Source organism: Alitiscatomonas sp. (assembly GCF_037242085.1).
Classification (GTDB): Bacteria; Bacillota; Clostridia; order Lachnospirales; family Lachnospiraceae; genus Alitiscatomonas; species Alitiscatomonas aceti.
The window spans coordinates 1-23,840 of sequence record NZ_JAXXBR010000081.1 but is presented as its reverse complement, the minus strand read 5'-3'; the positions used below and the strand labels follow the sequence as shown (position 1 = coordinate 23,840).

General features: G+C 52.4%; 20 protein-coding genes. 6 read left to right on the top strand and 14 right to left on the bottom strand.

Translation table 11 applies throughout. The features are described 5' to 3' along the window. Window positions 1-99: 99 nt before the first annotated feature. Window positions 100-597, bottom strand: a complete 498-nt coding sequence (locus tag WIH05_RS07715; RefSeq protein ID WP_022272567.1) for an HD domain-containing protein — start codon at window positions 595-597, stop codon at window positions 100-102. A 125-nt stretch (window positions 598-722) separates the two neighbouring features. Between WIH05_RS07715 and WIH05_RS07710 the strand changes: the two genes are divergently transcribed. Next, the gene (locus WIH05_RS07710) at window positions 723-2,129 is read left to right on the top strand and encodes a phospholipase D-like domain-containing protein (RefSeq protein ID WP_022272568.1); all 1,407 of its coding nucleotides are present in this window, start codon (window positions 723-725) and stop codon (window positions 2,127-2,129) included. Window positions 2,130-2,367: 238 nt separating this feature from the next. Here WIH05_RS07710 and WIH05_RS07705 read toward each other — a convergent pair whose 3' ends face one another. Further along, window positions 2,368-3,891, bottom strand: coding sequence for a 4Fe-4S dicluster domain-containing protein (locus WIH05_RS07705; RefSeq protein WP_215653616.1), 1,524 nt, complete (start codon window positions 3,889-3,891; stop codon window positions 2,368-2,370). Between the two features lie 357 nt (window positions 3,892-4,248). Between WIH05_RS07705 and WIH05_RS07700 the strand changes: the two genes are divergently transcribed. After that, window positions 4,249-4,731 (top strand): hypothetical protein, encoded by a 483-nt coding sequence (locus WIH05_RS07700; RefSeq protein WP_022273194.1) that lies wholly within the window; start codon window positions 4,249-4,251, stop codon window positions 4,729-4,731. Window positions 4,732-4,816: 85 nt separating this feature from the next. On the opposite strand, the gene WIH05_RS07695 is transcribed toward WIH05_RS07700, so the two are convergent. Together WIH05_RS07695 and WIH05_RS07690 are read right to left on the bottom strand one after the other, a co-directional pair. Further along, a complete protein-coding gene (locus tag WIH05_RS07695; protein WP_022273193.1) occupies window positions 4,817-6,223 on the bottom strand; it encodes a DUF4097 family beta strand repeat-containing protein in 1,407 nt (468 codons plus the stop codon). Next, the gene (locus WIH05_RS07690) at window positions 6,220-6,564 is read right to left on the bottom strand and encodes a PadR family transcriptional regulator (RefSeq protein WP_022273192.1); all 345 of its coding nucleotides are present in this window, start codon (window positions 6,562-6,564) and stop codon (window positions 6,220-6,222) included. Before WIH05_RS07690 ends, WIH05_RS07695 begins: the two co-directional genes overlap by 4 nt. A gap of 648 nt (window positions 6,565-7,212) precedes the next feature. On the opposite strand from WIH05_RS07690, the gene WIH05_RS07685 reads away from it, so the two are divergent. Next, window positions 7,213-7,923, top strand: coding sequence for a hypothetical protein (locus WIH05_RS07685; RefSeq protein ID WP_022273191.1), 711 nt, complete (start codon window positions 7,213-7,215; stop codon window positions 7,921-7,923). Window positions 7,924-8,014: 91 nt separating this feature from the next. Here the strand turns inward: WIH05_RS07685 and dnaJ are convergent, their stop codons facing one another. The 4 genes from dnaJ to hrcA form a co-directional block, all read right to left on the bottom strand. Further along, complete coding sequence (gene dnaJ / locus WIH05_RS07680; RefSeq protein WP_022273190.1) at window positions 8,015-9,154, bottom strand: molecular chaperone DnaJ; 1,140 nt, start codon at window positions 9,152-9,154, stop codon at window positions 8,015-8,017. Between the two features lie 101 nt (window positions 9,155-9,255). Next, window positions 9,256-11,124 carry a molecular chaperone DnaK gene (gene dnaK / locus WIH05_RS07675; RefSeq protein WP_022273189.1) on the bottom strand — a complete coding sequence of 623 codons (1,869 nt, stop codon included), beginning with the start codon at window positions 11,122-11,124 and terminating at the stop codon, window positions 9,256-9,258. 45 nt (window positions 11,125-11,169) lie between these two features. Beyond that, on the bottom strand, window positions 11,170-11,802 hold the full coding sequence (gene grpE, locus WIH05_RS07670; protein WP_022273188.1) for a nucleotide exchange factor GrpE: 633 nt from the start codon (window positions 11,800-11,802) through the stop codon (window positions 11,170-11,172). A 25-nt stretch (window positions 11,803-11,827) separates the two neighbouring features. Further along, window positions 11,828-12,865: a heat-inducible transcriptional repressor HrcA gene (hrcA, locus tag WIH05_RS07665; RefSeq protein ID WP_022273187.1), complete on the bottom strand. Its 1,038-nt coding sequence runs from the start codon at window positions 12,863-12,865 to the stop codon at window positions 11,828-11,830. Window positions 12,866-13,190: 325 nt separating this feature from the next. Between hrcA and WIH05_RS07660 the strand changes: the two genes are divergently transcribed. Next, window positions 13,191-13,799 (top strand): 3D domain-containing protein, encoded by a 609-nt coding sequence (locus WIH05_RS07660; RefSeq protein ID WP_022273186.1) that lies wholly within the window; start codon window positions 13,191-13,193, stop codon window positions 13,797-13,799. Between the two features lie 69 nt (window positions 13,800-13,868). On the opposite strand, the gene WIH05_RS07655 is transcribed toward WIH05_RS07660, so the two are convergent. Together WIH05_RS07655 and tdh are read right to left on the bottom strand one after the other, a co-directional pair. Then, complete coding sequence (locus tag WIH05_RS07655) at window positions 13,869-15,056, bottom strand: glycine C-acetyltransferase (RefSeq protein ID WP_022273185.1); 1,188 nt, start codon at window positions 15,054-15,056, stop codon at window positions 13,869-13,871. 11 nt (window positions 15,057-15,067) lie between these two features. Continuing rightward, complete coding sequence (gene tdh, locus WIH05_RS07650; RefSeq protein ID WP_252207598.1) at window positions 15,068-16,102, bottom strand: L-threonine 3-dehydrogenase; 1,035 nt, start codon at window positions 16,100-16,102, stop codon at window positions 15,068-15,070. A gap of 306 nt (window positions 16,103-16,408) precedes the next feature. On the opposite strand from tdh, the gene WIH05_RS07645 reads away from it, so the two are divergent. Together WIH05_RS07645 and WIH05_RS07640 are read left to right on the top strand one after the other, a co-directional pair. Continuing rightward, entirely contained in the window at window positions 16,409-17,125 is a 717-nt protein-coding gene (locus WIH05_RS07645; protein WP_022273183.1) for a 3D domain-containing protein, read from the top strand. A 180-nt stretch (window positions 17,126-17,305) separates the two neighbouring features. Further along, window positions 17,306-19,021 carry a hypothetical protein gene (locus tag WIH05_RS07640; RefSeq protein WP_022273182.1) on the top strand — a complete coding sequence of 572 codons (1,716 nt, stop codon included), beginning with the start codon at window positions 17,306-17,308 and terminating at the stop codon, window positions 19,019-19,021. Window positions 19,022-19,113: 92 nt separating this feature from the next. Here WIH05_RS07640 and glgD read toward each other — a convergent pair whose 3' ends face one another. From glgD to WIH05_RS07620, 4 genes are all read right to left on the bottom strand, one after another. Continuing rightward, window positions 19,114-20,253, bottom strand: coding sequence for a glucose-1-phosphate adenylyltransferase subunit GlgD (gene glgD / locus WIH05_RS07635; RefSeq protein ID WP_022273181.1), 1,140 nt, complete (start codon window positions 20,251-20,253; stop codon window positions 19,114-19,116). Next, entirely contained in the window at window positions 20,247-21,455 is a 1,209-nt protein-coding gene (locus WIH05_RS07630; RefSeq protein ID WP_022273180.1) for a glucose-1-phosphate adenylyltransferase, read from the bottom strand. Before WIH05_RS07630 ends, glgD begins: the two co-directional genes overlap by 7 nt. A 137-nt stretch (window positions 21,456-21,592) precedes the next feature. Then, window positions 21,593-22,714, bottom strand: a complete 1,122-nt coding sequence (gene hemW, locus WIH05_RS07625; RefSeq protein WP_337425200.1) for a radical SAM family heme chaperone HemW — start codon at window positions 22,712-22,714, stop codon at window positions 21,593-21,595. A 15-nt stretch (window positions 22,715-22,729) separates the two neighbouring features. Next, complete coding sequence (locus tag WIH05_RS07620; protein WP_022273179.1) at window positions 22,730-23,782, bottom strand: NUDIX domain-containing protein; 1,053 nt, start codon at window positions 23,780-23,782, stop codon at window positions 22,730-22,732. Between the last annotated feature and the right edge of the window lie 58 nt (window positions 23,783-23,840).

The following is a 23,840-nucleotide window of genomic DNA, read 5'->3' as shown; positions in this document are numbered from 1 at the left end:
TATGATATAGTACTCAGAAATAGGGGAAAAGAAATGGCCGCCACTATTTTTAGTGACGGCCGTTCTCTTTGTACCGCGGTATCCTAAGTTCTGGAACGATCAGTTGTTGGCGGCGACCACCACCCGGCGGCCCCGCTCCAGGGCGATATAGATATGGCAGTATTCCATGGATGCACAGATCTTGTCGGCCATGGTAATGATCCACGCCTCCCGGTTCTTTGGCACCGGCCCCAGAGGGAACATATGGGAAAGGATCGCGCTTTTCTCGCGCTCGCTGATCCCAAAGACCTCCTGGCTGTTCCTAGCCGCGACTCTGGGATGGTAAAAGGCCTGGAAGCCGCCTGTGGGAGGCTTTTCCCTGAAATCATAAAGGCAGAAATCGTGAAGCAGTCCGGCCCTGGCGGCCATTCTTGCATCGCACCCCAGCTTTCTGGCTATATGCCAGGATATATAGGATACATTGATGCTGTGCATCAGTCTGGATGTACTCTGGTGATGGGAAAACGCTCCCAGCTGCATAAATTCCCGGTTTTCCAGGATATCCTTTACTTCCTTTATGTACCCGGGTTCGATCTGTCCGTTAAATGTAAGCTCCATCGGCTGTCACTCGCTTTCTGTAAAGAATGATGGATATTTCCCCTACACTTTTATTATGATAAAGTACCGTGAAAATTTCAAGGCCTTTTCTTTAATTTTTTCTTTCATTTTGAGGTGAATTGCTTATGATCAGGATTTTAAAATTTTTTGGCGTCTCATTTCTGTTCCTGCTGCTCCTTTACATCCTCCTGCTGACCCTGCCCTATGTGGCCCATAAAAAGGTCCCCCAGGAGATCCTGGACCGGATCCGTTCCGCAAAATATTACTCAGAGCTTCCCGGCGCTGAGCGGGCCGCCTACATAGACGACAACACCGACGCCCTCCTCTACCGTCTGAACCTCATTGACCAGGCCGAAAAGGAAATCATCTTCTCCACCTTCGATTTTAATGTGGATGAAGCCGGCAAGGACATCATGGCATCTCTCCTTTCCGCAGCAGAACGCGGAGTCCGGATCCGGATGCTGGTGGACGGATTCAGCGGCATGCTGGATGTGAACAGCAGCCCATGGTTCGAGGCCATGGCTTCCCATGAAAATATCGAGCTGAAGATCTATAATCCCATCCACTTTTATGCACCGTGGAAAATGCAGGCCAGACTCCATGACAAATATCTGATCATTGACGATCAGATGTATCTTTTAGGCGGCAGGAATACCTTTAACCTGTTCCTGGGAGACTATACGCCAGTGAAAAACATCGACCGGGAGCTGTTCATCTATGAGACCGCCGGGGCCCCGGAGGCCTCCATCCATCAGTTAAAGCAGTATTTCCAGTCTGTCTGGGAGCTGCCCGACGCGAAGCTGTATACGAAAATGGGCGACCGGGAAAAATCCCAGGAATGCATCCAGTGGCTTACCGCCCACGCTGACGCCCTGAAGTCCTCTTATCCGTCCGCCTATGAGCCCTGGGATTATGAAGCCCTCACCATGGAGACCAACCGGATCACCCTCCTTCACAACCCCATCAATGCCTCCAATAAGGAGCCCTGGATGTGGGAAACCGTCTGCCACCTCATGGGGACCGGAAAGGAGATCACGGTCTACACGCCCTACATCATCTGCGGAAAGGAAATGTACGCAGACCTTACGGCCCTGTGTAAGAAAACAGACCTGGTGGAGATCATCACCAACGATGTGGCCAGCGGCGCCAATCCCTGGGGCTGCACCGACTATCTGAACCAGAAAAAGAAGATCTGGGCCACCGGCGTCCGTGTCTACGAATATCTGGGCGAACACTCCAGCCATTCCAAGGCCGTCCTCATCGACGACCGCATGAGCATTGTCGGCTCCTATAATATGGATATGCGGAGCACCTACCAGGATACGGAGCTGATGCTGGCCGTGGATTCCCCGGAATTAAACGCTGTCATCCGCAAAGAGGCAGAGGTCAACAAGACGTACAGCCGGTATATGACGCCGGAGGGGACGTACATCAACGGCGAGAACTATGTGCCCCGGGAAATGAGTGCAGGTAAAAAACTCTTTTACGGCGTGCTCCGGGTCTTGATCATGCCCTTCCGGAGATTCCTGTAAAAGAACGTGCTGAAAACATGTCCTCCCTGATGCGCATTTCCGGGACCAGCCCATAAAGAAGCCCGATTGCGGGCTTCTCCGCCTGCGGCGGGCCGCTTCTGCGGCATAATTCCCTTCCGCCGCATGGCGATCCCCGCGGAGCGTTTTTATGTCATAGGACGCACTTTCCTATGACATAAAAAAACGCTTAAGCAGATACCATTTCTCTGCTTAAGCGTTTTTCGTTTTTACATGGATCCTATTCCACCAGCTTCTCCAGCTCCTTCACATATTCCGTTCCGTCGGAGGTCTTGTGGCCCGCCTTGGAGGCGTAAAGCCCCACGGCAGCCTGGGATTTTTTAATGGGCTGCATGGTCCCGGCCCCGGCCACGCAGCCGCCGGGACAGGCCATTCCCTCCAGAAGATACCCGTTATATTTTCCAGCCTTGGCCATGGTCAGGAGCTTTCTGCATTCCTTAAGGCCCTCGGCGTTGGCTACCTTGATCTCCTTATCGGGATACCGTTCCTTGATCACATTGACCACCGATTTTGCCACGCCCCCCGCCACGGCAAAATTGCGGCCGTCTGCGGAAGCGTCGTTGACGCCGTCGGGATCCTCCTCCATGTTCTCAATATCCACATGGCGGGCGTCAAAGATCCCTGCCATCTCCTCAAAGGTCAGCACGAAATCCACCTCGCTGCGGACGCTGCGGCGCATGGCCTCCAGCTTTTTGGCCGCACACGGTCCGATGAATACCACCTTTGCCTTCTCATGCTGCTTTTTAATGAGTCTGGCAGTCAGGGTCATGGGCGTTAAGGCCATGGAAACGCAGTCTGCGTATTCCGGGAACAGCTTCTTTGCCATCACAGACCAGGCCGGGCAGCAGGAGGTTGCCATAAAGGGGATATGCTCCGGCACCTCTTTTATAAAGTCCTCAGCCTCCTGGACCGCGCAGAGGTCTGCCCCGATGGCAACCTCGAATACATCGGCAAAGCCCAGCTGCTTCATGGCCGCCCGCAGCTTTCCGGGCGTCACCTTGGGGCCGAACTGTCCCACAAAGGCAGGAGCCACAGCGGCGTATACCCGCTCTCCTGTCTGGATGGCGCGGATCACCTGGAAGATCTGGGACTTGTCCGCAATGGCTCCAAAGGGACAGTTCACCAGGCACATGCCGCAGGAAACGCATTTGTCATAGTCGATATCTGCTTTTCCGTTCTCGTCTGAGTGGATGGCGTCCATGCCGCAGGCCGCCGCACAGGGACGCTCCTGGATAATGATGGCGTTGTAGGAGCACACCTTTGCACACTGGCCGCATTTAATGCACTTCTCCGGATCGATCCTGGATTTCCCGTTGGTCCGGTCCAGGCTCACCGCATCCTTGGGGCAGACCTCCACACAGGGGTGTGCCAGACAGCCCTGGCAGCCGTCGGTCACCATGACCCTTTTTTCTGCACACGCATTGCAGGCAAATTTGATCACATTGATCAGCGGCGGCGTATAATACGTTTCCGGCCGGTCTGCCGCCTCGATCCCATCGGATACAGGGGCCGGGTCTCCCGCCCCGCGGTAGGGAAGTCCCATGGCCAGGCGCAGCCGTTCTCCTACGATGGCTCTTTCTAAAAACACGTCATTGCGGAAGTTTCCAACCTCCCCGGGGATGATCTTATATGGAAGCTCCTCGATCCTTTTGTCAATGGGCCACTCGGTATGGTAGGCCATACGGGCCGCCTCGCGGAAGATCCTGTGGCGGATCTCCTGAATCCTGGTCTCAACACCTCTCATCGAATTATTCCTCCTGTGATTCTTTGCAGTCGTCTCTGTTTTGTGAAAAAGATAACATATCCCGGCTGTAACTTCAAGTTTTTAATCGCATACAATCTGCTTTTTCTTTTCCAGAAGCCCCGGTTCCTTCCATTTATGATTTTGCCCCATTTCTGCCGCAGGACTGCCGCAACCTGCGCCTTTTCTATTGCAGATGGACCTGGTAATATATTCCTATCCGGAGCAGTCCTGCGGGAAAGAAGCGCGCCTGTGGGCTTTTCCGTCTGCGGCGGGCCGTTTCTGCATTAAAATTCGGATGCGCTGTCCCATGGTATAAAAGCTCCGGTCCCACACTGAAAAGAAAGGATATGATGCACAATGAAAAAATGTATGAAGCTGGCGGTCGCAACCGTTGTTATGGGATGCCTTCTGTCCTTCCCGGCCTTTGCGGCAGAAACAAGGGCGGAATATAAAGAGGCCGTAGCCCCCATCCGGGAGGAATTAAAGGCCCTGGAGGAGGAGATGGACGCTGTCCGCACCGAAAATAAGGCCCTGTCGGCCCGTTTCAGCGAGATCCGGCAGATCCGTAAGGAGACCGGGGAGCTGATTGTTTCCAAAGATACCTGGAAAAAAGCCCGGGAACTGAAGGCCAGGATCCGTGAGGTCCGTTCTTCCATGGACAGTCTCTCCATAAAATCCCTGCGGACCCAGGCCAGGGCCGCTGTAAAGGAAAAAGATTTTGACGCAGCCTTAAAGGCCATGGGCGAAGCCATGGAACAGAAGCAGGACCGCCTGGATTCTCTCAAAGAGATCAACGCCATCTGGAAGCAGATCGATGATCTGCTGGAAGCTGAAGAATAATTTTTTCCATTAAAAAGGAGCTGCAAAACGGAGGAAGTGATCCGCAGATCCCCCGTTTGCAGCTCCCTGGCTATTTTTCATCCTTCTATTTTCCTGTATAACATTCCATATCTCCCGATGTGGTGGTGAACTGGATCCTGGGAAGGTTCTTTCCGCTTTCCCTGCCGTTTCCTCTGTCCACGATCCCCCTGGCACCCATTTTCTCCCATTCCAGCTGCCCGTCAAAATCTGTCTCCAGACCGCCGCTGACCCACTGGGCCTCGAACTTAAACCGGGGATCCTCTGCTCTTTCCACAAGGATCTCTCCAGACACGCTTTCCATGGAAATATCTCCCAGGGCCTCTCCGATCGTCATCTTCCCGGATACGGTGGAAAGCTCTGCGCCCGCCGCTGCCTTCTCAATGCTCAGATCCCCGGATACACTCTCTCCCTCCACTGCTCCTCTGATCGTTCCTCCATCCAGATCGCCGGATACTGTGGCGACCTCCAGGCTCTCTCCCTCAAATCTCGGAATCCGTATGTTTCCCGATACCGTATTGATCTCCAGCTCTCCTCGGAAATCCTCTGGGATCTGGATCCTGGCGGAAACCGGGAGCCTTTTCTTTTCCTCGTCTTCAAACCTCAGTCCTGTCAGTCCTAAGACGATCGTTCCCTTTGATCCATCCGGATCATCGTTGACGATCTCCACCCGGCCTCCGCCAGAAGACACCCTGGTTTGATGGATCTCTTCCCACGGGACCACGTACTCCTCCTCCAGAAGGATCTCCTCGGAATCTGTCACCTCCACGTTCAGATCGGTCAGTATATAGGAGATCTGGATGTCCTCTGCCTCGTCCATAGGGATCTGACGTTTAAGGATCCCGCCATCGCCGAGCTTTGTCCATCTCCATCCATCGGGAGTATCTCCAGGGTCAGCTCCTGCGCCAGAACCTGTCTCCTCCGTACCCGGCTTTTCTGTTCCAGGACCGCTCTCTCCTATTTCTGGCTGTCCTACACCGGGGTCAGCCTCTCCTATCCCCGGTTCCTCCATGCCAGGGCCTGTCTCTCCCGTCTCCTCCCGGTCTTCAAAACGATTTTCCCCGTCCAGACGTCCCGATGCCTCAAGGGTCTCTTCTCCTCCTTTATGGCCCCTGTCCACCCTGGCTGCCACCATACCGGTGCCCAGAAGAAACAGCAGGCCTCCAAGGGCAGCTCCCAGAACCAGGATCTTCACCGTATGGTCTTTTTTCTTTTCTGGTCTTTCTCCCGCCATTACAGGCTCTCCCTTTCCGCCGCCGTTTTCCTTGTTTTCCTCTTCAAAAAGCGAGCGGATGTCGCCCATGGCATTGATGGTACAGTCGAAGGCGTCCTGCTCCCCGTACCCCTCTGCCCGCAGATCATCGTACCTTTCCTCCATATTTCCAATGATCTCTTCCTTTAAATCCACCACATTTCTGGTTTTCGGGATATCCCTTACCATATCTTCCACATATTTTCTCAGTTTTTCTTTCATGCTGTGCCCTCCCCGTCATCGTCCAGCAGCCGGTCGATCAGCTCCTTTGCCTCCTCCCAGTCCCTCCGGTTGGAAGCGTAGGTTTCTCTCCCTTTTTCTGTGATCGAGTAATATCTTCGCCTGGCTCCAGTGGTCTCGTCTCCCCAATACGTCCGGATACAGCCCGCCTGCTCCAGCCGTTTAAACGCTGAATACAGGGTCGCTTCTTTCAGCTCGTACCTCCGGTCCGTCCGGGCCAGGATCTCCTTGTTGATCTTGTAGCCATAGCTGTCCTGCTTCAGCAGCAGGGACAGGATGATCGTTTCTGTGTGTCCCCGTAAAATATCCGATGTGATCGACACGCTCCCACCACCTTTCCTTAGTTTCATTATGCAATATAATACCTCGTCTATCAATGTATATTTGATTATTTAGTATTATGTTTGCCGCAGATATCCAGCCGCCCTGCGCCTCCCGCGCCCGTTCCAGTCTCCCGCCCCATGTTTCCTTTCAGATCACCGCCGTCTGCGAAAACCGGGATCCTTCCGGTCCCATATTCCCCCCTCCCCTATTTTCGAAAATATTGGGCAAAAATGTACGTTTTTTCCCACAGTGCCCAAAAATCTCACGGAAATCCTGGGATTTTCACCGGATTTCACTGGATTTCTCCTATGGATTGGGCATATTTCTCTTTTTTCTCTGTATATACCCAAAAATCTCCGGAATTTTGGGCATAGCAGAAAAAAGTCCCTGTCTATGCCCAAAAAGGGGCTTACACTTCTGCCTGTTCCCGTTTATAATGATCGGACAGGGCTTCTCCGCCTGCGGCGGGCCGCTTCTGCGGACAAATTTCCTTCCGCTATATAGCGATCCCTGCGGAACGTTTTTTATGTCATAGGATGCACTTTCCTATGACATTAGCCGCGAAGGCCTGGATATGCTCTGTACCAAACACCATATAGATCCGGCCAGGAGCCGGAAGACTTTTGCAAAAGCAGGGAGGCCTTTCCATGAACTTTGATGAGCTGTTTACAAAATGGAAATCCGAATATTCGTTTAACGCTTTTATCCGGGACGGGATTGTTGATCCCGCTCACTATGACAGGCCGCACATTTTATTTATTCTCCGCGATATGAACTGCCGGCACGAGCGGGACCTGTGTGCGGATCTCCGCAGAGATGGAAGCGGATGGAGAACATGGAACAACATCGGCAGATGGACAAAAGCTCTGCTGGACGGTGACGGGGAGTATCCGTGGGATATGTCCTCCCCCAGCCGCGCGGCACAGCTAAGGCGCGTTGCTGTTATGAATCTGAAGAAGGAGGGCGGCGGCAGCCGCGCCTCTGGAAGCCAGCTTCTGGATGCGGTGCAGATGCAGCATGGAAAGATCCTGGAAGAGATCTGTTTGTGTGATCCAGGCATGATCATCTGCTGTGGTCTGGCCAGTTCCGGGATCAAGGGAAATGCTGCCCTGCTTAAAGATCATGTATTGCCGGTTTCAACGGAATGGGCATCCTTCCAGTCCAGGACCTTTGACCGGGACTGGCAGTATTATTTTACTGAGATCAATAAAAAACAGATCCCTGTCATCAGCTTCTGCCATCCACAGGTCACAAATCTCAATGGCAGCAGAGGGCATGAAAAGCTATTTATTCCATTATTCCAGGATATGCTCTATATAAAAGAACTTTTTTTGAAAAACACTGCGGGAAGCGAATAAAAAAGCTGCTGCAAAAGAATAGCGGAACGGCGCTCCCATAAGGGAACGCCGAGAATCCGCTCTTTTGCAGCAGCTCCCGGATCATCCTGTTTTATTTTCCAAAAAGTCCCCGCTTCTTCTTTCCGCCTTCCGGCACAATGCCGTTCATGGCGTCGTCGAAGCGCCGCAGGGCCTCCTTCTGCTCTTCATTGAGCTTTTCAGGCACTGTGATCACCAGGGTCACAAAATGATCCCCACGGATATTCTTATTTCTTAAGGACGGAACGCCCTTTCCTCTGAGCCGTACCTTGGTATCGGTCTGGGTGCCAGGCTTTACCTCATACTCCACTTCCCCGTCCACGGTCTTGATACGGATCGGGCCGCCCAGTGCCGCTGTTACAAAGGAAATGGGCACGGTGGAGAAGATGGTGGTCTCCTGCCGTTTGAAGATCGGGTGCTTGGATACAGTCACCTCCACCAGAAGGTCTCCCCGGTCACCGCCGTTGATCCCCGGCTCTCCCTTTCCGGCGATCCGGATGCTCTGTCCGTTGTCGATACCTGCCGGGATCGTCACCTGGATCTTCTTTCTGCTGGAAATATATCCGCTGCCGTAGCAGTCCGGACATTTCTCCTTGATGATCTTGCCGGATCCCTGACAGTCCGGACATGTCTGCACGTTCTGTACCTGTCCGAAGAAGGACTGCTGGGTATAAACGATCTTTCCTTTCCCGTTACACTTGGGGCAGGTCACCGGAGAGGTTCCCGGCTTTGCACCCGTTCCATGGCATTTGGGGCATTCATCCTTTAAGTTTAATTCGATCTCCTTCTGACAGCCAAATACCGCCTCCTCGAAGGTGATCCGGACACCGGTCCTTAAATTCGCTCCGCGCATGGGCCCGTTGCTGCGCCCCCTGCTCCTGCCGCCGCCGAAGAAATCGCCGAAAATATCGCCGAAAATATCGCCCATGTCTGCGCCGCTGAAATCAAAGCCTCCAAAGCCTCCGGCCCCGCCGGCGCCTCCGTCAAAGGCCGCATGGCCAAACTGGTCGTACTGTCTTCTTTTTTCCGGATCGCTGAGCACGCTGTATGCCTCGGAAGCCTCCTTGAACTTAGCCTCCGCCTCTTTATCTCCCGGATTGGCATCGGGATGGTACTTCTTCGCCAGAACTCTGTATGCCTTCTTTAACGCCGCATCATCTGCATCTTTCGGCACGCCAAGGACTTCATAATAATCTCTCTTGCTCTCTGCCATTTCAAGTCTTACCTTTCAAACTCTATATAGTGGGAAAGGGGTTAGGCGGAATGCCGCCTAATCCCCATGCCTTCGATTTATACGCTTCGCAGCTTTTATTATTAGACTTCCTTGTAATCTCCGTCTACCACATCATCGCCGTAGCCTGCCTGGCCTGCGTCCTGGGGTCCTGCCTGGGAACCTGCTCCCTGGGCTCCGCCAGCCGCCTGGGCCTGCTCATAAACCTTTGTGAAGAGCTGCTGTGCGCTCTGCATCAGTTTTTCTTTTGCAGCCTTGATGTCTTCCACCTGGGCGTCTGTCATCTGATCGATGGGCGCACGGTTTACAGCCTCTTTCAGTGTATTTAAGTCTGCCTCAACGGCTGCCTTATCGTTGGCATCGATCTTATCGCCTACCTCTTCCAGGGCCTTTTCGGTCTGGAATACCATGGAATCTGCATCGTTCCTTGTGTCGATGGCCTCTTTCTTCTTCTTATCCTGGGCCTCGAACTCGGCTGCCTCCTTCACGGCCTTCTCAATATCTGCGTCAGACATGTTGGAGCCGGAGGTAATGGTGATGTGCTGCTCTTTGCCTGTTCCCTTATCCATAGCGGATACGTTTACGATGCCGTTGGCGTCGATATCAAAGGTAACCTCGATCTGCGGAACGCCTCTTCTGGCCGGAAGGATGCCGTCCAGACGGAACTGGCCCAGAGTCTTATTGTCTCTTGCAAACTGTCTCTCACCCTGTACCACATGGATATCAACGGCAGTCTGGTTATCGGCTGCTGTGGAGAAGATCTGGCTCTTCTTGGTGGGGATCGTGGTGTTTCTCTCGATCAGCTTTGTGGCAACGCCGCCCATGGTCTCGATGGACAGGGAAAGCGGTGTTACATCCAGAAGGAGGATGTCGCCTGCGCCTGCATCGCCGGCTAATTTGCCGCCCTGGATCGCTGCTCCGATGGCAACGCACTCATCCGGGTTCAGGGTCTTGCTGGGCTCTTTGCCTGTCAGCTGTTTTACCTTCTCCTGTGCGGCTAACATACGGGTGGAGCCGCCTACCAGGAGGACCTTGGAAAGCTCAGATGCAGAAAGTCCGGCATCCTTCAGGGCATTCTGTACCGGGATCGCAGTTCTCTCCACCAGATCGCTGGTCAGCTCGTCAAATTTCGCTCTTGTCAGGTTCATATCCAGATGCTTCGGTCCCTCAGCGTTGGCTGTGATGAACGGAAGGTTGATGTTGGTGGTGGTGGCTGTGGACAGCTCCTTCTTTGCCTTCTCAGCAGCCTCTTTTAATCTCTGGAGAGCCATCTTGTCGCCGGACAGGTCGATGCCCTCTGCCTTCTTGAACTCGTCGATCATCCACTGGGTCACACGGTTGTCGAAGTCATCGCCGCCGAGACGGGTATCACCGTTGGTAGCCAGAACCTCGATGACGCCGTCACCGATCTCAATGATGGAAACATCGAAGGTACCGCCGCCTAAGTCGTATACCATGATCTTCTGCTCTTTTTCATTATCAAGGCCATAAGCCAGAGCTGCGGCTGTGGGCTCATTGATGATACGCTTTACTTCCAGGCCTGCGATCTTACCTGCATCCTTGGTAGCCTGACGCTGGGCATCGTTAAAGTAAGCCGGAACGGTAATAACTGCCTCTGTCACCTTCTCGCCCAGATAGCTTTCTGCGTCTGCTTTCAGCTTCTGGAGGATCATTGCGGAGATCTCCTGGGGAGTATATTTCTTTCCGTCGATGTCTACCTTATAATCTGTACCCATGTGTCTCTTAATGGAGGAGATGGTGCGGTCTGCGTTGGTCACGGCCTGACGTTTTGCCGGCTCACCTACCAGTCTTTCTCCATTTTTTGTAAATGCCACGATGGACGGTGTGGTCCTGATTCCTTCTGTATTGGCGATAACGGTCGGTTTACCGCCTTCCATAACTGCTACACAGCTGTTTGTTGTACCTAAGTCAATACCAATGATCTTGCTCATAGTGATTTCCTCCTGAATTTATAAACAATGATAAATTACTTCCAGTTAGTTGGCAACCTGCACCATGCTGTGGCGTACCACAGTATCCCGGTACATATATCCCTTTAACAGCTCCGATGCCACCACATTCTCTCCCAGGGATTCGTCGTCCACATGCATCACTGCATTATGGAAATTGGGATCAAACGGCTTGCCCACAGCTTCGATGGGCTTTACGCCCATGTCGTCCAGGGTCTTCATAAGCTGCTTATATATTTTCTCCATTCCTTCGGCAAAGGGCGTTTCCTTCGCATCCTCGGGAACGGTGGCAAGGCCTCGCTCAAAATTATCCACCACAGGAAGGATCTTCTCGATCACATCCCTGGCTCCGATCTCATACATAGCGGACTTTTCTTTATCCGTCCGCTTCCTGTAATTGTCAAACTCTGCCATGGACCGCTTTAACTGATCTGTCAGCTCCTCGATCTGGGTATCTCTCGGGTCCTTCTTCTTTCCAAAAAAGCCCTTTTTCTCTTTCTTTTCTTCTTTTCCATTTTCCGGAGCAGCTTCTCCGTCTGCGCTGGCCCCTGCCGGCCCAGCCGTGTTTTCCGCTGTATTTTCAGCTCCCGCTCCGTTTTCGGGAATATTTTCTGCTTCTGCCTCTCCTGGAGCTTTCTTTTCCAGTTCCTTCTCTTCCACTTGACTCGACACCTTTCATTTCTATTTACTGCTGCTTATTAAATGTTTCATTCAGCTGGGTCACCAGAGTCCTTAGGGTCCCGACGACCTTTTCATAGTCCATCCTCTTGGGTCCGATGATCCCGATGGTTCCCCTAAGGCCGTCTCCCAGCACATAGTTGGCAGTGACCACGCTGCAGTCCTTCATGGTCTTCACCGGCGTTTCATCTCCGATATAGACCTGGATCTGGGAATCCGATGCCGACGGCGCCTGGCTTTCATCAAACAGTCCCTTTAAAAGCTCCTTCTGCTCCAGGGTACTGATCAGCTTGCTGGCATTTTCCGTATCGGAGAGCTCCGGATACTTGAAAATATTTGTAGCTCCGCTGGTATAGATCTGAAGATCCTCCGCCTGGGAGCCAATGGCCTCAGAGACCTCGTTGAGGACAAATTCCACCACCTGTCTGTGGATCCCCGCCTGCTCCTTGAGCCTTGCGATCACTCCCAGGTTGATCTCCTGGATCGTAAGCCCGTTGAGACTGTTGTTCAAAAGGATATTTAAGTTTAATATCTCTTCATTGGAAAGCTCTTCATCCAGAGTCACAAAGGAATTCCGGATGATATTTCCTTCCACCACCACCACGATCAGAAGCTTGTTGGCCTCCACTCTCGAAAGCTGGATGAACTTCAGCTTCGTCTGGTGGTAATTGGGACCGCTGACCATGGTCGCATAATTGGTATTGCTGGCCAGGATCTGGGCCATCTGCTTCAGTAAAAGCTCCACCCGGTCCACCCGCTGGATCATCATGTCCTGCATGGCGTTTACCTGGCTGTCCTTTTCCTGGATGATCTGGTCCACATAGAACCGGTATCCCTTATCAGAGGGGATCCGTCCTGCCGACGTATGGGGCTGGATAATGTATCCCAGCTCCTCCAGATCCGACATCTCGTTCCTTATGGTAGCGGAGCTCAACTTAAGACCAGAATATTTGGAGATCGTTCTGGAGCCTACTGGCTCTCCTGTCTCTAAATACGTCTGGATTATGGCTTTCAAAATCTTCTCTTTTCTTTCGTCCAGCTCCACATTTTCACCCTCTTTTTGTTTTATTAGCACTCTTTATCTATGAGTGCTAACATTTACAGTTGTTACTATATTACTTAAGTCCCCGTTTGTCAAGATATTTTTTCATTTTTCATTGCATTGATGCATTTTTATCATTTCTTCCGATGCGGGAGCCGGAACGGAGAAACCTTCTAATGAAAGGATCTGAAACAGCTGTTTCGGCAGAAACCTCCGGAAGATCCGGCTGTTTTTCTTGACATTTAACACTTTTGTAAATATAATGAAATAAATGAAATTTCTTTATGACAAATTGTAATTTTAAGTACGATCAACAGAGAGGTTGCTTATGAAGAAAAATGGATTCTGCCGCGCCGCCATGGCCGGTACTGCCCTGTTCCTTTCCATCGCCGTATTCCCCTCCCAGGCCGCCGAGACCGGGCCAGGCTTTGAAGAAGCCGTGGAGGATACATATGACGGGCCTGAAAGCCCCCTGGAGGCCGCCAGGCCTGCGGACAAAGCCATGGAAGCCGAACCAGCGAAAACGTCCGGAGGCCCCCGGAAGCCAGCAGAAGACGCCAGCGGGATGGCAGACGGCTCCCAGGAAGCTCCCTCTTCAAAGGTAACAGAGACAGAGCCGGAGGAGACCACCGTTCCCGGCAGATCCTATGGAACCTTTAAGATCTCCGCTTACTGCGGCTGTGAAGCATGCAGCGGCGGTCATCTGTACACCTATTCCGGCGCAGTTCCCAAAGAAGACCACACCATCTCTGCCGACCTGGACCAGTTCCCTCTGGGAACGAAGCTCCTCATCGACGGCATTGTCTATACAGTGGAGGATAAGGGCAGCGGCGTAGTAGAAAACCACCTGGATATCTATTTTGATACCCACAAAGAAGCCCTGGATTACGGGCTCCAGAAGGTGGAGGTATTTGAGGCAGTCGAGAAAACCCAATAGATCCATAAAAAAGGAAGGGCCCTGTCATCCAGGTTTCCCTTCCTCTTTTTTATCCTTATTTACAGATCCTTAGATCCCCATTTCAGCCTTCACTTCTGCGAAGCACTTCACTGCGAAATCCAGGTCCTCTTTTGTATGTCCCGCAGAAATCTGGGTACGTACACGGTCACGTCCCTTGGGAACTACCGGATAGCAGAAGCCTACTACGTATACGCCCTTATCTAACATACGGCGGGCAAACTCATTGGCAACCTTCGGGTCGTAGAGCATAACCGGAACGATGGGATGCTCGCCCGGAAGCAGATCAAAGCCGATCTTCTCCATCTCTTTACGGAAGTATGCAGCGTTCTCGTGAACCTTGTCACGGAGAGCGGTGGACTCCTCTAACATGTTGATGGTCTCGATGGTAGCGGCACAGATCGCCGGAGCCAGTGTGTTGGAGAACAGGTACGGACGGCTTCTCTGACGAAGAAGGTCAACAACCTCCTTCTTGGAAGCGGTGTATCCGCCGGAAGCTCCGCCCATGGCCTTGCCGAAGGTACCGGTGATGATGTCCACACGGCCCATAACGCCGCAGTATTCAGCAGTTCCGCGGCCATGCTCGCCCATGAAGCCAACTGCGTGGCTGTCGTCTACCATAACCATAGCGTCGTACTCGTCAGCCAGATCGCAGATACCCTTTAAGTTTGCGATGTAACCGTCCATGGAAAATACGCCGTCAGTGGCGATCATGATGCGCTTGCAGCCTGCTGCCCTTGCATCCTCTAACTGCTTCTTTAAGTCTTCCATGTTGTTGTTTTTATAACGGTATCTCTTGGCCTTACATAATCTTACGCCGTCGATGATGGAAGCATGGTTCAGCTCATCGGAAATGATGGCGTCGTCTGCATTTAAAAGGACCTCGAAAAGACCGCCGTTGGCGTCAAAGCAGGAGGAGTAAAGGATCGCGTCTTCCATACCAACGAACTTTGCGATCCTCTGCTCTAACTCTTTGTGGATCTCCTGGGTTCCGCAGATGAAACGTACAGAAGAAAGACCGAAGCCCCATTTATCATAACTGGCCTTGGCAGCCTCGATCAGACGGGGATGCGCGGAAAGGCCCAGGTAGTTGTTGGCGCACATATTTACTACGCCGTTGGCTGCTGTTGTATCGATACGGGAGCGCTGGGGTGTTGTGATGATGCGCTCGCTCTTATAGGTTCCTGCCTCACGGATCGCATCTAATTCCGCACGGTAGGTTTCAAATGCTGTCTTCATTGGGTTTCCTCCTATTTCTTCGTTGTCCAGTCTAAGATGACTTTACCGGATTTTCCGCTGTGCATAGCCTCAAATCCCTTTTCAAACTCTGTATAGTGGAATCTGTGGGTGATCGCCGGCTTCAGATCCAGACCGCCCTGTACCATATAGATCATCTGGTGCCAGTTGTCCATCTTACGTCCGTAGATACCCTGCAGTGTCAGGCCTTTTCCGATCACTTCGTTCATATCCATCTGGAACGGGCCGTTGGCCAGACCCAGAAGGCTGATCTTTCCGCCGTTTCTCATAACGGAGATCATCTGCTTTAAGGCAGCTCCGCTTCCGGACATCTCAAGACCCACGTCAAAGCCCTCAACCAGGCCCTGCTCCTTCATAACGGTCATCAGATCCTCTTTTGCAGTATTCACAGCTGCATCTGCGCCCATCTTCTTCGCTAATTCCAGACGGGCATCCTGGATATCGGTGATGATCACGCGGCGTGCGCCTGCGTATTTACAGATGGCAACAGCGATGATACCGATGGGGCCTGCTCCTGTAATAAGAACATCCTCGCCCACAAGATCAAACATTAAAGCGGTATGGGTTGCGTTTCCAACGGCGTCAAACATGGCAACCACATCCTCGTCCATGCTGGGATCGATGGCGATCACGTTTGTAGCCGGGATGCATACATACTCAGCAAATGCGCCGTCACGGTCTACACCCACGCTGTTGGTGTCCTTACACCACTGGATGTTGCCGTTGTGGCAGTTACGGCAGTGGCCGCAGGTGATGTGGCCTTCGCCGGATACGCGCTGGCCAACTGTAAAGCCGGTCACTCCTGCGCCTAATTCTGCGATCTCGCCCACGTACTCATGTCCGATAACCATCGGCGGCTTGATGTGCTGGGTGGACCACTCGTTCCAGTCATAAATATGTACGTCTGTACCGCAGATCGCTGTTTTATGGATCTTGATCAGTACTTCGCCCGGACCCGGAGTGGGAACCGGTACCTGACGCAGCTCTAAACCCGGAGCTGCAGACGGTTTTACAATAGCGTCCATCATTCGCATACAATGTCCCTCCACCAAATACATTTAGTTTTGTTTTGTCTGTTCCACAAGGACATTGTACCACATTCTTCCTTTCATTTCAAGATTTTTTTCATTCTGCCCCATCCGGCCCAAAGCCTTTGTTTTCCATGGTTTTCCAGTTTTTTCCCAGGAAACGCCGGAAAGCGTTTCCGCCTCCGGGGGTTGACAAAACGGAAAAAATATGTAAAATATAGCTTTGTTTCCAATTTGTTACATTTTTGTTACATTCGCATCATACTTTTTTAATGAATGTAACATAAAAGAAAGGATGTTGTAAACATGAAAAAAACAAGACTTATGGCCGGTCTTCTGCTGGTAATGCTCTTTACCGCAGTCAACTGTGTCATGGCCCTGGCTGGTACTTCAAAGATAAATGGACACTTAGACAGCGTAGAGGGAAAGGCCGTATCCGGCTGGCTCTGGGATTCCGGAAAACCGGAGGAAAGCCAGACCGTCACTGTTACCGTCACAGACGAACACAGCGGACAGGTGGTGGCAGCCGTATCCGTTCTGGCCTCCGAATACCGCGGTGATCTGACCGAGGACGGCATGGGGACCGGAAATTACGGGTTCCATGTGGAGATCGACTGGGATTCCCTCCCTCACTCTTCTTATATTATCAGTCTTTCCTCCGGGAACACGGTCATCTCCAGAAAGCTGCGTTATGCATCCGGAGACGCGGCGGCTTCCCCCTACCGGAGCCTGGTCCCTCTGGGAAATTTCAAGCTCACCGCCTACTGCCCCTGCCGGATCTGCTCCGAGGGCTGGGGACGGCGCACCAGCTCCGGGGCCCTTGCCACTGCCAGTCACACAGTAGCTGTGGATCCCAGGGTCATTCCCATCGGAAGCCGCCTTCTCATCAACGGCCAGGAATACGTGGCTGAAGACATCGGCGGAGCCGTAAAGGGCCATCACATCGACGTTTACTACAATACCCATGCAGAGACAAGGAACCATGGCACCTCCTCCGCCGAGGTATTTCTGATCCAGGAGTAAGCCCCTGGTATTTGATCCAATTCTTAAAATTCTCTAAAAATTCATAAGAAACTGATGTTTAATTGAAGAAAAATGGTAAGAATGGTATAATAAGAAAATCCAGATTCCGGGAGCGCACGCCCATAAGCGGTATGCCCCCGGAATTTATCACACAGAAAGGGGAACAAATACGTTCGCATTATGAAAAAAAGAAGCTTTTTCTCCGTGTTCGGAGGGATCCTGGTTTCTGCCGTTATCATCTTTCTTCTATATTATACGATGCTTCCGGCCATTAACTTAAAAAGCCAGGATTTTATCATTTTTCTGATCCTGTCCACTCTTATTATCCTAACTGTAAATTTCATCACCTATATGAAGGAATTCCTGTCAGGCCTGGGAAGCCGCACCAATGTCCGCGTCCGCCAGAACCCTCTCACCGGTCAGATCCAGTTTGAGACCGAGGAGCGGGAACCGGACGAGGTAACTCCCCGCCGATCCCTGGCCAGGCCCTTGAAGATCGGCTTTGGCTTCATCGGGATCCTCATTGTCCTGATGGTGATCGCCACAGCCATTGGCATCCCGTTTTTCAATGCCACCCGGTACCGGGATCTGATCCAGATGGAGACCGGAGATTTTTCTGCCGATGTGGCTGAGATCAGTATGAACCAGATCCCGGTGGTGGATAAGGATACGGCCACCCGCCTGGGAAGCCGGAAGCTGGGAGAAATGACCGAGCTGGTATCCCAGTTTGAGATCGAAAACAACTACACCCAGATCAACTACAACGGTGTCCCCTACCGGGTGACTCCCCTGTCCTACGCCGATCCCATTAAATGGCTCTATAACCAGAAAAAGGGACTCCCCGCCTATATCACCGTGAACATGGTGACCCAGCAGACGGACCTGGTATGGCTGGAAAATGGAATGAAATACTCTCCCAGCGAGTACTTCTTCCGGAACATCTACCGCCATATCCGCTTCCTCTATCCTACAAAAATGTTTGAAGAGGTCTCCTTTGAGATCGACGACGAGGGAACGCCTTACTGGGTGGCGCCCACCATCCAGTACCGCATCGGCTGGTGGAACGGAAAGGACATCGACGGAGCCATCCTTGTGAATGCCGTTACCGGAGAGGCCAATTATTATGAGAAGGACCAGGTTCCCCAGTGGATCGACCAGCTTTATGATTCCGACCTGATCATCTCCCAGCTGGACGACAACGGCCTGTTCCAGAATGGCTACATCAACTCCATCTTCGGACAGAAAAACGTGCGCCGCACCACCTACGGCTACAACTATCTGGCCCTGGACGACGATGTCTACCTTTATACAGGTATGTCCTCTGTCACCGGAGACCAGTCCAACATCGGCTTTGTGCTGGTGAACCTCCGGACCAAGGCCACAAAATTTTATGCAGTTCCCGGCGCTACCGAGGCATCCGCCATGGCTTCGGCCCAGGGACAGGTACAGCACTTAAAGTACTCAGCCACCTTCCCTCTGCTCTTAAACGTTTCCGACCGGCCCACCTACTTCATCTCCTTAAAGGATGACGCGGGGCTTGTAAAAATGTATGCCTTCGTAGATGTGGAGCAGTACCAGATCGTAGGCACCGGACAGACCATCGACGAGGCCCGGAAAAACTACCGGACCGCCCTGAACCTGGAGGATGTGGAGACCGGCGGCTCCATGGACACCCTGGAAAAGACCGGCACCGTGGACGCGGTGGCCAGTGTGGTCGTTTCCGGCAATACCTGCTATTACTTCACCCTCACCGGAAGCGATACGGTCTACGCCGCCATGGTGACCTTAAATGAAAATCTTCCGTTCCTGGAATCCGGCGACCGGATCTCCTTTACTTATACGGAGGATGAAAAGCCCGCGGCTGTGGCTGAGATCACAGAGATCAAAAAGCAATAGCCCGGAAAATTTCTTCTGGACGCATAAAGCTCCCCCGGAACGGCCCAATGGAAAGCCGCTCCGGGGGAGCTTTTTATTTATCTGTCATCCGCCTACACGGTCTGGTATTTGGCCACGTATACCTGGAAGCTGTCGGTGCCGTAAAGCTCCTTGCCCACGGATATGGTCACATTTTTATCGGTGATCACATACTCCAGTCTGGCCCCCTCCTGGACCACTGTATCCTGCATCAGCACACAGTTCTTTACCTTGGCGCCCCTGGCCACCTTCACGCCCCGGAAGAGAACGCAGTTTTCCACCTCTCCCTCAATGACACAGCCGTCGGCCACCAGCACGTTCTTTGCCTTTGCGCCGTTGATGTAGCGGGTCGGGTTGTCGTCACGGATCTTGGTGTGGATCTGGTTTCCGGAGAATAAGGAATCCAGATTTTCATCCTCCAGAAGCTTCATATTCTCGTCAAAATAGCTGCGCACGTCACAGATCCTGGCGGCATAGCCTGTGTATTCATAGGCCATGACCTTCATCTTGCCCAGCTGGTTTGCCAGGATGTCTCTCTCGAAATATGTATAGCCGCGGACAAAGGCCGTGTTGATCTCATTGATCAGCCGCTCCCGTTCCATCACATAGATGTTCATGGAGAAGTTCTGGATCCCCTCTTCCTGGGAATTCATATAGATCTTTCTCACCTTGCTGCCCTCCAGGCCCAGGGTATAGTAAAGATCCTTCACCACATCGGATTTTCTCGCGCTTTCCGGCAGCTTTTCCTTTTTGTAAACGATGGTCACGTCCGCCCCGCTCTCCTTGTGAGCGTTTAAAAGGGCATTGAAATCAAAGCTGGCGGCGATGTTGGTATCGGCCATGACCACATATTTTTCCTTCTGCTCCTTTAAGAAGGGAAGGATGCTGGCCAGGGCTTCCACACGGCCGTTATAGATCTTCATGTGCTTTTCCGCATAGGGAGGAACGATATTGAGGCCTCCGTTCTTCCGCACCAGGTCCCACTCGCGGCCAGAGCCCAGGTGGTCCATAAGAGAATGGTAATTCTGACGCACGATAATGGAGATATTGTCGATCCCGCAGTTTACCATACTGGATAATAAAAAGTCCACCATCCGGTAACGGCCTGCAAAGGGGATCGAGGCCATGGACCGCTCGGCCACCAGTTCCGGTACAAAGCTGTCATAACTGTTGGGGAAAAGGATTCCCAGAGCATCTACGTTGGAATTTACCATTGTTCTTCACCGCCTTCTACATTTTTATTGACCATGGCATTGGGGCCCACGATGGCCCCGTCTCCGATCACAACGCCGGAGCCCACAGTTGCGACGCCCTTTTCTCCGTCCTTCGGCATGGCTCCCACCACTGCCTTCTTTCCAATGGTCACGTTTTCCGCCACGATACAGTGCTTCACCACGGCTCCTGCCTGGATCACAGAGCCGCCCATGACCACAGCATCCTCCACTTCCGCTCCGGCTTCCACCTTAACGCCGGCAAAAAGGATGGAGTGCTTTACATGGCCGTCCACACGGCAGCCGTCGGTGACCATGGAATTTTCCACCAGACCCTTATTTCCGATCTTATGACCGGTCATACCGCTGTTGCGGCTGTATATCTTCCAGTTTTCATCAAACAGATTGATGCCGCTGTGCTCCGGGTCCAGGACCTCCATGTTGGCCTCCCAGAGAGAGGAGATGGTCCCCACATCCTTCCAGTAGCCGTCAAAATGGTAGGCGTACATATTTCTTCCGTCCTTTAACAGATTGGGAATGATGTTATTGCCGAAATCGTTTTCAGAATCAGGATCTGCCTCGTCCTCGATCAGGTACTTCTTCAGCACATCCCAGTTGAAAATATAGATACCCATAGATGCCAGGTTGGATTTGGGATTTTTGGGCTTTTCCTGGAATTCAGTGATCTTATCGTTTTCATCAGCCACCATCAGTCCGAACCGGGACGCCTCCTCCCACGGAACCTCCATGACAGCCACACTGAACTCTGCATTCTTTTCCTTGTGGAACCGAAGGAAATCGCTGTAATCCTGTTTGCAGATCTGGTCTCCGGAAAGGATGATCACATACTGGGGATCGTATCTTTCAATGAACGGAATATTCTGGTAGATCGCGTTGGCGGTTCCCTTGTACCAGTCAGAGCCGGAGGCCTTCTGATACGGCGGCAGCACATGGACGCCTCCATAAAGACGGTCCAGATCCCAGGGCTGCCCATTGCCGATGTATTCATTTAATACCATAGGCTGGTACTGGGTCAGGATCCCCACCGTATCGATCCCGGAATTGACACAGTTCGACAGCGGAAAGTCAATGATCCTGTACTTTCCGCCAAAGGGAACTGCCGGTTTTGCCAGCTTCTGGGTCAGGGCATATAAACGGGAGCCCTGGCCGCCGGCAAGCAGCATTGCAATCATTTCTTTTGCCATAAGTCTTTCCCCCTGAAATAATAAAAAATCTCATATACAAATTTTAACATAAAAATGCAAAAACCGATAGTCTTTTTACATATTATTTGTTTTTTTAATTGGATATTTATGACAAAAATTCCAGTATTCTTCAATTATTACAAAAATTCCGCCATTACATAATTACTCACATCCATGCCATAATCCGTCAGCCGGAACCTGCCGTCTGAAAGAACGGCGGCTCCCTCCTTCTCCAGCCGCTCCATGAGACCGGGATAAACGTCCTGGACCCGCTCCCCGAACCGCTCTTCAAATTCCTTTAGGGAAACGCCCTGGACCAGTCTCAGGCCCACGTAAAAAAATTCCTCCTCCATATCCTTTTTCGTCAGGATCTCCTGGTCCAGCCGCTTTCCGGGCTTCTCTCCCAGATAGATCCCCAGGTCCCGTTCATTGCAGAACCTGCATCCATTCACATAAGAGGAGGCTCCCAGTCCCAGCCCAAAGTAGGAAACCCCCGTCCAGTATCCGAGATTGTGACGGCATTCCATTCCAGGTCTGGCATAATTGGAGATCTCGTACCGTTCATAGCCCCGGTCCTTTAAAAACTCCCGGGTCCGGTGGTACATCTCCCGCTCCGCATCCTCATCCGGAAGGATCCCGTCCCCCCGCCCATTTCCGTATGCTTCAAAAAAGGGAGTGCCTTCCTCGATGATCAGACTATACGCGGAAATATGCTCCGGGTCCAGGTCTGCTGTTTTTTTCAGCGTATCCATCCAGCTTTCCACCGTCTGTCCCGGCAGGGCGGACATGAGGTCCACATTGAGGTTGGAAAAACCGGCCTCCCTGGCCAGCCGGAAGCTTTCCAGAAACTCCTCCCAGGTATGGATCCGTCCCAGGGCCTTTAATTCCCTGTTATCCGCCGACTGGAGGCCGAAGCTTAACCGGTTGATCCCGGCCTCCCGGTAGATCCGGAGCTTTTCCCGGTCCACGGTCCCAGGGTTGGCCTCCATGGAGATCTCCGCCGTTTCTTCTATATGAAAGGAGGCCCGCAGACAGTCGAAGAGCTCCTTCATCCACCGGGCCTTTAAAACAGACGGAGTGCCGCCTCCCACAAACACCGAAGAAACCGGTGTATCATGAAAGCCGGCACTGACTGTCCTTATCTCTTCCATCAGCTTTTCCACATACCGCCTCTGGATCTCCTCCCCCTGGGGAAAGGAAAGAAAATCACAGTAGGCACATTTTTTTACACAGAACGGAATGTGTACATATAGTTCCATCGCTTCTCCGTCCTCCTAATCTGCCTCCGGCCCTGATGTCCTGCCGGATCTTTCTGTATGCTCCGAGAGCCAGTTTTTTAAGAGCAGCAGCTCTCCTTCCTGTAAACAGAAGCCGTCCGCCTGTGTTTTTGCTGCCTGGCAGGCCTTCTCCAGATCCATCCACCGGACAGATTCCACCTCATCGGCCTGGAGCTCCAGGTGTTCCGCCTCCACCGGCCTTCTGTAAACGTAGACCGCAGCCTTTTCGCGGTTGATAAAGGGCTTTCCGTAAAAGTCCCCCTCATACTGGCTCTCAAAAAAACCGGCAAATTCCAGTTCTTCCTCCGAAGCGGTGATCCCCAGCTCCTCCTTAAGCTCCCGTCTGGCTGACTGGAGGTATCCGTCTCCCGCCGGAATATGGCCGGCGCTGGAAATATCGTAGCAGCCCGCAAAGGAATCCTTCCTGCTGCTGCGCTTCTGGAGCAGCACCCCATGGCTGCCGTCTGGCTTTTCCCGGACCACCCACACATGGCTGGTCCTGTGATAATCGCCCCGTTCATGGACCATGGACCGCTCCCGCACCAGTCCCGAGGGCTCTCCGCCTTCATCCAGCACGTCCAGCAGCTCCATGGACTCTCCGTTTAGGACCGCCTCCGAAAGCCGGTTCCCATAATAATGAAGCTTTAAAGAAAAAAACGGCTCCCCTTCATCCATGAGCCTGAAAAAGATCCGGTCGCCTTCCCACAGGTTTAAACGGTCGATCTCCTCTTTTGGTACCCACTCCAGGGTCCCTTCATCGCAGGGGACCGGCTGGCCGGTGAACCCGTCAGCTGTATAGAGGAACATGTATTCCGCCTCCTGGTCATTAAACAGGAAGGTCACGATCCCTCTTAGCCGGTAACTGGTAAGAAGGAAGCCCGTTTCCTCCCGGGCTTCCCTCAGCACACAGTCCTCCGGACTCTCGCCGGGTTCAAATTTCCCGCCGATGCCGATCCACTTATCTTTATTTACATCATTTTTCTTCACGATCCGGTGCAGCATCAGGTATTTCCCGTCCTGTTCCAGATAGCATAGTGTGGTCAGACGCATGTTTACTCCTCATCCAGCTTCAATACGCTCATAAAGGCCTTCTGCGGGATCTCCACAT